Source organism: Pectobacterium sp. IFB5596 (assembly GCF_021432585.1).
Classification (GTDB): domain Bacteria; phylum Pseudomonadota; class Gammaproteobacteria; order Enterobacterales; family Enterobacteriaceae; genus Pectobacterium; species Pectobacterium punjabense.
The window spans coordinates 196,171-208,381 of sequence record NZ_LXFY01000001.1; the positions used below are offsets into that span (position 1 = coordinate 196,171).

The window sequence follows — 12,211 nt, forward strand, 5'->3', positions numbered from 1 at the left end:
CCTGCTGGTCAGGAAAACGTCACCTTCTGTATTAAAGCGTAGTTTGCATCCGTAAAATTTCCTCTAGTCCACAGACGTATTTTTAAGATATTTCAAGGACTCACTTTCAGGTAAATCCGTGTAACATTACCGTTAATAGGCTCTCAGCCTGAAGGACACTGCTTATTACCGACGTTAGCGCACGTAAAACCTATCGAATATATAGGTTATTCGTTAATGTTATTTTTATATAACCTGAACGCGAACGTGTGTAATTGGCCTATCATGTTTCATGATATTTATCTGTAATAGGAAATAGAAAACTGTGAAAAAACCTCAACTATGTATGCTGGCCGCGCTGATTTCTGGTGCTGTGCTCCTGCCTTCAGCCTATGCCGCAGATGTCTCTCTGGGTCTTGGCGCTGCGGGTTCAACGTCTGTATACCGTGGTGTTGATAATGACGTTTATCCGCTTCCTGTACTGAATTATGAAAGTGAAAGCTTTTATTTCCGCGGGCTGGGTGGTGGATACTACCTGTGGAATGACGGCGCAAATCGTTTCTCTTTAACGGCTTACTACCTGCCTTTAGGTTTTAAACCGGGAGATAGCGACGATCAGCGCATGAAACAGTTGGATAAACGCCGCGGTACGCTGATGGCCGGTGCGGCTTATCGTCATACCGCCGACTGGGGTGAAATCCGTACTGTGCTGGCTGGCGATACGCTGGATTACAGCAACGGTTTCGCGTGGGACACCGCCTATCTTTACCGTTTCTCGATGGGCGATCTGAGCATCACTCCCGGTATCGGTGCGACCTGGTTCAGTGAAAACATGAACCAATATTACTACGGTGTGAGCGCGCAAGAATCTTCGCGTTCTGGATTTAACCAGTACAGCCCGGGTGATGGTTGGGCTCCATATCTTGAACTGAGCGCGGGCTATCAGCTTAACGAAAGCTGGAGCGCTTGGGCAGTCGGACGTTACACGCGTTTGTCTGACGAAATGAAAGACAGCCCTATCGTCGATAGTAACCACAGCATCTTAATGAGCGCAGGTGTCAGCTATCGCTTCTGATGCTTTTCGTAAGCGCTTTTAATGCTTTTCGTAAGCATAGTGCATCTGCCGTACAATAATGGGGTGATATCACCCCATTTGCACGTTTATGGTGCGCTGAATGCCATGTTAGGTTTGACGGTAAACAGATTACGTTGACGCCAACCAAGGGAGGGATGCATGACAAAAGCGATTCGTTTTCCAGATGAAACCCGTGTACCCGCGATCGGTCAGGGAACGTGGTACATGGGTGAAGATGCCCGACTGAAAGCGCAGGAAGTGGCGGCGCTGCAAGCGGGCATTGACCTTGGGTTAACGTTGATTGATACGGCTGAAATGTACGCGGAAGGTGGAGCAGAGGATGTCGTCGGTGAGGCGATACGTGGCCGCCGTGACAGCGTTTATCTGGTATCGAAAGTCTACCCGCACAATGCGGGAGGCGAAAAGGCGATACAGGCGTGTGAACGCAGCCTGAAGCGACTGCAAACGGAGTGTATCGATCTGTATCTGTTGCACTGGCGCGGTGGCATCCCGTTAGTTGATACGATCTCCGCCATGGAACGATTACAACAGGCGGGAAAAATCGGTCAGTGGGGCGTATCCAATCTCGATCTTGAGGATATGCAGGAGCTGTGGTCGTTAGATGGCGGACAGCATTGCCTGACCAATCAGGTGCTTTATCATGTGGCATCGCGCGGTATTGAGTTTGATTTGTTACCGTGGTGCCAACAACGGCAACTTCCTGTGATGGCGTATTGCCCGCTGGCACAGGCGGGGCGCTTACGCGATGGGTTATTCTCGCATCCGGTGGTGAACCGTATTGCGCGCGAACACAGTATCACGCCAGCGCAGCTTTTATTGGCGTGGGTCATCCGTCAGCCGGGCGTGATCGCAATTCCGAAAGCAAGCGCTATGAAGCATGTTCAGGAAAATGCGAAAGCGCTGGATGTGCAGTTATCTGCGGAAGCTATCGCGCAGTTAGATCAGGCGTTTCCACCGCCAACGCGCAAACAGCATCTGGATGTGGTGTGACGAAAGGGTCTAGAAGAAAAGTGTATGGCGAACAGCGTCGCCATACACGGTATAACGGTGGTTATTTCTTGATGCGGATAACCGTCGTCAGACGACCTGGAGCGTTGGTGGACGCGACAAACGGCTGATTAATTCGCGCGGTTTCCACGCACACGAACGTTTTATATCCCTCATCGGGCATATCGCTAATCGTACGAGACAGTTCTGCGCCAGGGTTCCATGACACCACATCGCTATGGTGCGTATGGTGTACTTCAATAGCGCGTTTCAGTACTGCATCATGTACCACGCTGGTGTCCTGCGGTTGGGTATAGATACGGTCTGTACGGTCAGTAAAGACCAAATCGCCTTGTTGCGTCGCCAGCTTGCCCTGATCCACCTTATCAATGAATGGTTCACCAAGGCCAGTGATACGAATATCGCTGATGTCACCGATGTTGAAATAAGTGTGCAGTGCGCTGGTAATGCTGTAATCGCCATGCGCTTCCAGCTCAATACCGCATTCTTTGCCCAGCTTGAAACGGGCGATGAGTGTGAACTCATGTGGCCAACTTTTACGTGTTTCTTCATTATCACGCAGCGTGAAGGTGAGTTGCACACCGTGCTCATCTTCGCTGTGGGCGGTGAATTCCCAGGGCAGCAAACGAGCAAAACCATGATTAGGTTCGGCGAAAGGGCCAAACCACGGGAAACAGATAGGGACGCCGCCGCGAATGGCAACGTGCTGAGTAAAAGGCGTATTGTCGCTTAACCAAAGAACGGGTTCTTCATTCGTCGGTTGCCAACTGAGCAGGTGAGCCCCTTGTAATGCTACGGCTGCACGAACTTCAGGATGATCGACGACGATGATGGGTAATTGATCCAACTGGCGCTGGCTAAGGGTGGTGCTAATTTGCTTAGTGACGGGGAGCGAGAAAATTGTGTTATGCATGATAGAACCTTTTTTGATTGTTTTTCGTTGTAAAAGAAATCTGCAATAAACAATAAAAAAGGGCGACATCACGTCGCCCTTTTTTCACCGAATCATCGCTGACACTTATTTAGAAATGTGAGCAATCAGATCCAGAACCTTGTTTGAGTAACCTGTTTCGTTGTCGTACCAAGAAACCAGTTTCACAAAGTTGTCGCTCAGTGCGATACCGGCTTTAGCATCAAACACGGAGGTCAGTGTTTCACCGTTGAAATCGGTAGAAACCACTTCGTCTTCGGTGTAACCCAGAACGCCTTTCAGCTCGCCTTCAGAAGCGGCTTTGATTGCTGCACAGATTTCTTTGTAAGACGCTGGTTTTTCCAGACGTGCAGTCAGATCAACAACAGACACGTTCGGGGTAGGAACGCGGAACGCCATACCCGTCAGTTTGCCGTTCAGCTCAGGAATCACTTTACCTACTGCTTTAGCTGCACCAGTAGAAGATGGGATGATGTTCTGTGCTGCGCCACGGCCGCCGCGCCAGTCTTTGTGAGACGGGCCATCAACGGTTTTCTGCGTTGCAGTGGTTGCGTGAACGGTGGTCATCAGTGCTTCAACGATACCGAAGTTGTCGTTGATAACTTTTGCCAACGGTGCCAGGCAGTTAGTGGTACAAGAAGCGTTAGAAACGATTTCCTGACCCGCGTAAGTTTTGTGGTTCACGCCCATAACGAACATTGGGGTGTCATCTTTAGATGGACCAGTCAGAACGACTTTCTTAGCGCCAGCAGCGATGTGCTTACGTGCAGTCTCGTCAGTCAGGAACAGGCCAGTTGCTTCAGCAACAACATCAACGCCAACGTCGTTCCACTTCAGGTTTGCAGGATCGCGCTCTGCGGTAACACGAATGGTTTTGCCATTAACAACCAGCTGACCATCTTTAACTTCAACGGTGCCGTCAAAACGACCATGAGTTGAGTCGTACTTCAGCATATACGCCATGTACTCAGCATCTAACAGGTCGTTGATTGCAACGATCTCGATGTCAGAACGCTCTTGTGCAGCGCGGAAAACAATACGGCCGATACGGCCAAAACCGTTGATACCTACTTTGATAGTCATATATTCCACCAGCTATTGGTTTGTGAATAAAAGGTTGGTTGTAAAATTACAAAAACCTTGCTGAGCGTCAAGCGGAATCGTGTCAATAGTTGCTGTAAGTCAAACCTATGACCAATCTTTGTGCAAAAACCGCTCGAGCCTGTAACTAAGTAACATCTAAGACTGATATGGGGGCGGAATGCATCATATAAAGCCCGCGTCACTTCAATATGTGATGTATGTCACAATTAAATATTCATGCTAATAACATTGCTAATATTAAGCCAGAACGGCCTGTTAGGTTGTTAATTTTTTGTTATAATCAATGATTAATTGAATAAATAACACCGCAGTGAGACTTCCATGACTAACGACTCTGTTTCGCACACTTCGTCCGACAATACTGAACTGACAGAGATGCAGCGCTATGTCACCCAGCAACGCGGTACTGAGCCTGCGTTTTCAGGTAAATTGCTGCATAACAAGCGCACGGGCGCTTATCACTGTCTGTGCTGCCAGGCACCGCTGTTTTATTCTGACAGTAAATATGATTCCGGCTGTGGCTGGCCGAGCTTCGATCAGCCCGTGTCCTCAGAGGCGATTCGCTATCTGGAAGATGATTCACACAACATGCGCCGTATTGAGATCCGCTGTGGGCAGTGTGATGCACACTTGGGGCACGTTTTCCCTGATGGTCCGAAAACCACTGGCGAACGCTACTGCGTGAATTCTGCTTCGCTGAGCTTTATCGATGACGTTGATGGCGAACGCGTTGACGGGTAATCTGTTTGCGATAGGTGTGACAGTGACTGGCTAATGATGTCTGGCTTTAAACGATTCAGCTGTTATAAAACGCTGCCAGCACAGGAATCCAGTAATAATAAATCTGACCTTTCTCGGAGCAGAAACCGGATATGGAACTCAATGATCTGATCGACGCCATGACGCCAGAAATTTATCAGCGGTTAGTCACGGCGGTAGAGCTGGGTAAATGGCCAGACGGTGTTGCGTTGACCGCTGAACAGAAAGAAAACTGCCTGCAAATGGTGATGATGTGGCAGGCTCGTCATAATGAACAGGCTGAGCACATGACAATTGGCACCAATGGCGAGATTGTGATGAAGAGCAAGCAAGAACTGAAGCGCCAGTTTAACGGTGCCGACGCGATCATTACGCTGAAACCCGATGCTTAAAATATCAGCGGCAGCCTCGGTGGCTGCCGCTATGCTCTCTGCTGGTGGTTTCAGCGATCGGCAGACAGCGTTGCAAGAAACTGTGTCATATCGATAAGCGTTGCCCCGCGCTGTACCATTTCCTGCAATGCGAATGTGCTATCGTCGGGCGAAAGATTGACACCACGACAGCCATCCACCAGTACTTCTGTGTGATATCCCAAGGCGATGGCATCCCATACGCTGAATTTGACGCAATAGTCGGTCGCCAGACCCAGAATGGTTAAATGGGTAATATGGTGAGCGCGTAGCCAATCATCTAATTCAGTTTTAACCCGATGACCATTATCGAAAAAAGTGCTGTAGCTATCGATGTCAGGCTGCGTGCCTTTTTGTACTATCCATTGAATGGCGGACAGTGGAAGCGCTGGATGAAAATCGGCACCGGTCGTCCCCTGAACACAATGGACGGGCCACCAGATTTGCGGCCATCCGTTTAATTCACCGATTTCACCGACTACCGCCTGTTCACTCACGGCAAAGCAGCCGTGGTTATCTGGGTGCCAATCCTGGCTGGCAATCACCGTCACGCCTGCGGCTACACAGGCATCAATGGCGCGATTAGCCACCTCAAGGACCTGATCGCTTTCGTTAACCGCCAGTGCACCACCGGGGAAGAAATCATTTTGTAAATCAACTAATAGCAATGCTTTTTTCATTATTTACTCCGTGATTGCTCAATCTTTATCGCTCAATTCCCCATGCAGGTTCTGCTGCATTAAACGGCGAATGTCATCGGCGCTTAAATCTTGCTGGCTCAGTAAGTAATGCAGTTTGGTTAATGCTGCTTCAACGGTCATGTCAAAGCCACTAATGACACCCGCATGCGCCAGCGCGTTGCCTGTTGCATAGCCGCCCATATTCACACGCCCGGAAATGCACTGAGTCAGGTTAACGACCACAATGCCGCGGGCTGAAGCTTCACGTAATTCGCGCAGTAGCCCAGGGCTTTGCGGCGCGTTGCCGACGCCATAGGAGCGCAAGATAAGTGCTTTCACGGGCTGACGGAGGAAATTGCTGATGACATCGGCAGAAATGCCGGGATAAATCGTAATTACCCCAATAGGCTGCGGCGTAATGTGGTGGACTTTCAGCGGTGGACAATTGCTGCATTCCACGGTGGGTGCCAGCCGACGAATATGGATACCAGCTTCCAGCAGCGGTGGATAATTAGGGGATGCAAAGGCATCAAAACCATCCGCATGGGCTTTGGTAGTGCGATTGCCGCGCAATAGCTTGTTATTGAAGAAGAGGGCGACTTCATTAATCGGATGATTAGCCGCAACGTACAGCGCGTTCAGCAGGTTGGTCTGACCGTCCGAGCGCAATTCCGCTAACGGAATTTGTGACCCTGTCACGATAACCGGCTTGGCAAGATTTTCTAGCATAAACGAAAGCGCGGAGGCGGTGAACGCCATCGTGTCAGTACCATGCAGAATCACGAAACCGTCGTAATCATCGTAATGGGCTTGAATATCGTCCGCGATGGATTGCCAATCCGCTGGCGTCATGTCAGACGAGTCGATCAGCGGGTCATATTCATGAATCGTGAACGACGGCATTTCTTCGCGGTGGAATTCAGGCATGTTTGCCAATTGCTGCTGTAAATGGCCCGATACTGGGACATAGCCATTAGCGGAACGCTGCATACCGATGGTGCCGCCCGTATAAGCGACATAAATGGATTTCTTTCGCATGGTTGTGTGAGTCAGGATCAAAACAAGAGTATAGAGGGAAAAGGAGCCCGGTAATACTATCATAAGCAATGACTATTACCGGGCTATACCCGTCATATTTCAAGCTACGTTGGCGTTGTTCAAAACGCTAGCGTTTTGTCACGCAACTCGAATTATTTAGGGTACATATGGGCGGCTAATGTAAACGCTACCGGACTTCTCCGCAGGTGAGACAAAATGCGTACCGGTTCTGCGGATCGTTCAGGTTATTCATGATGGACGGCTGTGAACGCATGGCTTCTGCCAGCTGCGCAACCGGTGCTGGTAACATGGACTGGACAGCAATCGGCAGCAGGGCGTAAACGGAAGCGTTCACCTGATTCAACATTGTATCGAGCAGGCTCGGCTGTTCGGCATACCAGCTCAATTGATATTGTCCCAGTTTAGCCAACTCAGCGGCCTTCTTCACGGCGTCATCAAAATCACCGATCTGATCGACCAGACCATTCTCTTTCGCGTCGCTACCGACCCAGACGTGGCCTTGCGCGATCTGATCGATTTGCTCCGGCGTTTTCTTACGTGCCTGTGCCACGATATCGATGAAATTCTTATAACCGCGTTCGATACTCAACTGCATCATCTGTGAGAACTCAGGTGGCAATGACTTCGTGATCGACAAATCGGCCAGCGGGGAGGTGGCAACGCCGTCCGTATGGACGCCAAGACTTTCCAGAGAATCTTCGAACGTGGTAATCACGCCAAAAATACCGATAGAGCCGGTCAGTGTGCTGGCGCTGGAGATGATCGCGTTCGCGGGCGTTGAGATCCAATAACCGCCGGATGCCGCCATTCCCCCCATAGAGACCACGATCGGTTTACCTGCCAGACGGAGCGCCATCAATTCTGATCGAATCAGCTCTGACGCAGTGACGCTACCGCCGGGGCTATTGACGCGCAGCACTAGCGCTTTAACTTTAGGATCGAGGCGTGCGGCACGAATTTGTGCTGCCGTGGTATCACCACCGACCATCCCCGGTGTTTCCGGTCCATCAATGATGGCACCATTAGCAAAGATAACCGCGATCTGGTTATTATTTTGCACCGGTGGTTTAACGACATAGTCGTAGATACTGATGAAATTAAAGTGGTTCTTCTGGCTATTCCAGCCGAATGCTTTAACCAGCGACTGCTCGGTCACAGAACGCGAGGCGACTTCATCAACCAGCTTGTTATCCAGCGCATAGCGTGCGGTATCGCCCTGAACTGCCTGCAAACCTGCCAGAATGCTCGTTGCACCTGGGAAAAGTTGCTGAGGCGTGATCTGGCGGTTAGCGGAAACGGTGTTTAAATACTGCTGCCACAGGGCGTTAATCCAGCGGCCATCGGCATCGCGCGCAGCAGGGGACATATCGTCACGCAGATACGGCTCAACGGCTGATTTATAGGTTCCCACACGGAAGATATTGGTGGTCACTTTCAGTTTGTCGAGCATGGATTTGAAGTAGAGATTGTTGGTCGCGAAACCATGCAGATCTACACTGCCTTGTGGCGTCAATGACACCGTATTGGCAAAACTGGCCAAATAATATTGAGACTGGTTGTAGCTATCGCCGACGGCATAAATAGGTTTACCGCTATCACGAAATTCGCGCAGCGCCTTACCGATATACTGCATAGAGGGTTGATCGGCACCGGTAAAATCGCTGAGATCCAGCACGATCCCAGTGATGTTGTCGTCACTTTTTGCCTGACGGATACTATCGACGATATCAAACAGTGAGTTTTCTTGGCGACGATTATTGGATGCGCCGAAGAATTCGCGCCCTAATTGACGCAGTTTGTTATTGACGGAAGGCTGATCAACCACTACACCCGTCAGATCGACCAGCAGTGCCCCTTTCGTGGCCTCTTCCGGCGTCGTTTTCACCTGTGAGTAGATCCCAACGCCAACTAAAATCAGTGCGATAAGAAAAATATTGAGAATAAATTCTCTGATAAAATTAAGCAGACGCCATGTCCACTTAAAAAATCCGCTAAAAATTCGCCACAATGTGCGCATGATATCTCCATGAACGGGTAAACAGCGTGTGCCCTACGTCCTTCAACTTGCCTTCTGGCAAGTGGTGAAGCACAAGGAGTGATAGTATCCTAATGAGCGGACAGTAAAAAGTCAGCATTAAATCACCGTTGGGGCGTGCTCTGTTGGGGCTATCTTGTAACAAAACTTCTACTTGTGCTAACGTGGCGCGCAACGTTGCCCTACAACCGTTTCTTGTAGATAAATCGGTTGTACCGCAGAAATTATATTGCCAGACAGGAGATGTGCGATGGATGCTCTTGAGTTGCTATTGAATCGTCGTTCGGCCTCGCGCCTGACCGCACCAGCACCGACGGGTGACGCATTGAATAACATTATCCACGCAGGTATGCGTGCGCCGGATCATGGTGCGATGCAGCCATGGCGCTTTTTTATGATCGAAAATGACGGTTTGGATCGTTTTAGTACGGTACTGACCCGTGCGGCGCAGCAGGAAGGCCTGGATGAGGCTGGCATCGATAAAGCACGTCAGGCGCCTTATCGTGCGCCACTGATTATTACCGTTGTTGCGCATTGTGAAGAGAACCCGAAAGTGCCGCTCTGGGAGCAAATTGTTTCCGCTGGCTGTGCGGTTCAGGCGATGCAGATGGCAGCCTTGGCGCAGGGCTTTAATGGTATTTGGCGTAGCGGCGCCTGGACGCACAATGCTTTGGTTCGTGAAGCATTCCACTGTCGTGAGCAGGATGAAATTGTGGGCTTCCTCTATCTGGGTACACCACAGCTCAAAGCCTCTACTACGGTTACGCCGCTTGATACTGACGCGTTTGTTCACTACTTCTGATCGTCATCTTTTGAATAGCACCGATTTCCTACCCGTTTTACAGCGTGCTTTCCCGCGAGTTACGCGGGAAATGCCCAGTCTGCTCGATGGTGAATAATGCGACTTTTTATTGCCGAAAAGCCCAGTCTCGCACGGGCGATTGCAGACGTGTTACCCAAACCGCATCGACGCGGCGATGGCTTTATTGCCTGTGGTCAGAATGATGTTGTGACGTGGTGCGTAGGACACCTGCTGGAGCAAGCGCAGCCGGATGTTTATGATGCGCGCTATGCTCGCTGGTCTCTTGCCGACTTACCTATCATTCCCCAAAAATGGTTGTTACAACCGCGCCCCTCGGTTAGCAAACAGCTCAATACCATAAAAAAGTTGCTGAATGATGCCAGCGAAGTCATTCACGCGGGAGACCCCGATCGTGAAGGACAACTGCTGGTTGATGAAGTACTGGAATATCTTTCTCTGGCAGAAGAGAAACGTCAGCAGGTACGCCGTTGTCTGGTTAACGATCTCAATCCACAAGCGGTAGAACGTGCGGTTTCTCGCCTGCGTGAGAACAGAGAGTTCATTCCTTTATGTGTCTCGGCCTTGGCCCGCTCTCGTGCAGATTGGCTCTACGGCATTAACATGACCCGCGCCTATACGATTTTAGGGCGCAATGCGGGTTATGACGGCGTGCTGTCGGTTGGCCGTGTGCAAACGCCCGTGCTGGGACTGGTGGTGCGGCGAGATGAAGAGATAGAAAACTTCGTTTCCAAAGACTATTTTGAAGTTAAAGCCTATATCGTGACGCCAGCCGATGAGCGTTTTGTCGCGCTTTGGCAGCCCAGTGAATCATGCGAGCCTTATCAGGATGAAGAAGGGCGCTTGCTGCACCGATCTTTGGCGGACCATGTCGTCAAACGTATCGAAGGCCAGCCCGCATTCGTCACCAGCTATAATGACAAACGGGAGTCAGAAACCGCGCCGCTGCCTTATTCGCTCTCAACGCTCCAGATTGAAGCGGCGAAGCGTTTTGGACTCAGTGCGCAGCAGGTGCTGGACGTCTGTCAAAAGCTGTATGAAACCCATAAGTTGATTACGTACCCGCGTTCTGACTGTCGCTATCTGCCTGAAGAGCATTTTGCCGGGCGTCATGCCGTCTTGAATGCGATCGCCGTGCATCAGCCCGATCTGTTGCCGCAGCCAGTCATGGATGTTGATCGGCGTAATCGCTGCTGGGATGATGGAAAGGTTGACGCCCACCATGCGATTATTCCCACCGCGCGCAGTGCAAGTGCGTCGCTGACGGAGAATGAACGCAAGGTATATGCTTTAGTCGCACGGCAGTACATCATGCAGTTCTGCCCGGACGCGGTGTTTCGTAAATGTGTTATTGAGCTGGATATTGCGGGCGGTAAATTTATTGCCAAAGCGCGGTTTCTCGCTGAGGCGGGGTGGCGAACCTTGTTGGGCGGCAAAGAGCGGGACGAGGAAAACGAAGGTATGCCGTTGCCCGTGGTGGCAAAGGGCGATGAATTGCTGTGTGAGCGCGGTGAGGTCGTTGAGCGTCAAACTCAGCCGCCACGGCCCTTTACCGATGCGACGCTGCTCTCGGCGATGACGGGTATCGCACGTTTTGTGCAGGATAAAGAGTTAAAGAAAATCCTGCGAGCGACCGATGGGTTAGGCACCGAAGCGACGCGTGCGGGGATTATCGAACTACTGTTTAAGCGGACATTTCTGTTTAAGAAAGCGCGGTATATTCACGCGAGTGAAGCAGGGCGAGCATTAATTCACTCACTGCCTGACAGTGCAGCGCACCCGGATATGACTGCACATTGGGAAGCCACGTTGACGCAGATTAGCGAGAAAAAATGTCGCTATCAGGATTTTATGCAACCGCTGACGAACTCCTTGCAGGAGTTGATTCAGCAAGCGAAACAAAACGGCGCGGTGAGAGCGTTCAAAGGGCTTTCTGCGCCGCCGTCGGGGGCCTCAAAACGGCGCAAACCTCAAGCTAAAAAAGCGAAGGAGCAGAAGCAATGAAATCGTTAGTGTCTTTGTGTGTCGCTAGTGTGATGCTGGTGCTGCCTACGCTGGCGCAGGCTAATCGCGGCGGAACGGATATTGTCGTTCCCGTGCCACCGGAAGTGTGGGGCGCTGGGACGACGACGGTACGCGAGCAGAGCAATAACTGCCTGCGCTGCTGTGTGTATGAAAATCGTAATTATTCCGAAGGTGCGGTGGTAAAGGTTGAAGGGGTGATTCTGCAATGTGTGCGGGATAAACAAACGCTGGGAACAAACAACCTGATATGGCAACTGGTGAAGCAATAAACGTGCAGTAAGAAATGCGTGCTTCAATGCTCAACG

12 protein-coding genes are annotated in these 12,211 nt (G+C 50.7%); 7 read left to right on the top strand and 5 right to left on the bottom strand.

The window, feature by feature from the left end:
- Positions 1-304 precede the first annotated feature (304 nt).
- Positions 305-1,054: a MipA/OmpV family protein gene (locus tag A6301_RS01000; RefSeq protein WP_107171109.1), complete on the top strand. Its 750-nt coding sequence runs from the start codon at positions 305-307 to the stop codon at positions 1,052-1,054.
- Positions 1,055-1,213: 159 nt separating this feature from the next.
- A complete protein-coding gene (locus A6301_RS01005) occupies positions 1,214-2,065 on the top strand; it encodes an aldo/keto reductase (RefSeq protein WP_234256895.1) in 852 nt (283 codons plus the stop codon).
- A 61-nt stretch (positions 2,066-2,126) separates the two neighbouring features.
- On the opposite strand, the gene A6301_RS01010 is transcribed toward A6301_RS01005, so the two are convergent.
- On the bottom strand, positions 2,127-2,996 hold the full coding sequence (locus A6301_RS01010; protein ID WP_234256896.1) for a D-hexose-6-phosphate mutarotase: 870 nt from the start codon (positions 2,994-2,996) through the stop codon (positions 2,127-2,129).
- Between the two features lie 105 nt (positions 2,997-3,101).
- Positions 3,102-4,097, bottom strand: coding sequence for a glyceraldehyde-3-phosphate dehydrogenase (gene gapA, locus A6301_RS01015; RefSeq protein ID WP_107171106.1), 996 nt, complete (start codon positions 4,095-4,097; stop codon positions 3,102-3,104).
- A 342-nt stretch (positions 4,098-4,439) separates the two neighbouring features.
- Here gapA and msrB point away from each other — a divergent pair, with 342 nt between their 5' ends.
- Together msrB and A6301_RS01025 are read left to right on the top strand one after the other, a co-directional pair.
- Positions 4,440-4,859: a peptide-methionine (R)-S-oxide reductase MsrB gene (msrB, locus tag A6301_RS01020; protein ID WP_215483826.1), complete on the top strand. Its 420-nt coding sequence runs from the start codon at positions 4,440-4,442 to the stop codon at positions 4,857-4,859.
- Positions 4,860-4,990: 131 nt separating this feature from the next.
- Positions 4,991-5,269, top strand: a complete 279-nt coding sequence (locus tag A6301_RS01025; protein WP_107171104.1) for a YeaC family protein — start codon at positions 4,991-4,993, stop codon at positions 5,267-5,269.
- Between the two features lie 50 nt (positions 5,270-5,319).
- On the opposite strand, the gene pncA is transcribed toward A6301_RS01025, so the two are convergent.
- The 3 genes from pncA to sppA all read right to left on the bottom strand — a co-directional run bounded on the left by pncA (position 5,320) and on the right by sppA (position 9,043).
- Positions 5,320-5,967 carry a bifunctional nicotinamidase/pyrazinamidase gene (gene pncA / locus A6301_RS01030; protein ID WP_107171103.1) on the bottom strand — a complete coding sequence of 216 codons (648 nt, stop codon included), beginning with the start codon at positions 5,965-5,967 and terminating at the stop codon, positions 5,320-5,322.
- Between the two features lie 18 nt (positions 5,968-5,985).
- A complete protein-coding gene (gene ansA, locus A6301_RS01035) occupies positions 5,986-7,005 on the bottom strand; it encodes an asparaginase (protein WP_107171102.1) in 1,020 nt (339 codons plus the stop codon).
- A gap of 187 nt (positions 7,006-7,192) precedes the next feature.
- On the bottom strand, positions 7,193-9,043 hold the full coding sequence (gene sppA / locus A6301_RS01040) for a signal peptide peptidase SppA (RefSeq protein WP_234256897.1): 1,851 nt from the start codon (positions 9,041-9,043) through the stop codon (positions 7,193-7,195).
- A 268-nt stretch (positions 9,044-9,311) separates the two neighbouring features.
- On the opposite strand from sppA, the gene A6301_RS01045 reads away from it, so the two are divergent.
- From A6301_RS01045 to A6301_RS01055, 3 genes are all read left to right on the top strand, one after another.
- Positions 9,312-9,863, top strand: coding sequence for an NAD(P)H nitroreductase (locus A6301_RS01045; RefSeq protein ID WP_107171100.1), 552 nt, complete (start codon positions 9,312-9,314; stop codon positions 9,861-9,863).
- 96 nt (positions 9,864-9,959) lie between these two features.
- Complete coding sequence (locus tag A6301_RS01050) at positions 9,960-11,885, top strand: DNA topoisomerase III (protein ID WP_205542373.1); 1,926 nt, start codon at positions 9,960-9,962, stop codon at positions 11,883-11,885.
- Positions 11,882-12,175, top strand: coding sequence for a YnjH family protein (locus A6301_RS01055; RefSeq protein WP_107171098.1), 294 nt, complete (start codon positions 11,882-11,884; stop codon positions 12,173-12,175). The genes A6301_RS01050 and A6301_RS01055 overlap by 4 nt, the downstream gene beginning before the upstream one ends.
- The last annotated feature ends 36 nt before the right edge of the window (positions 12,176-12,211 follow it).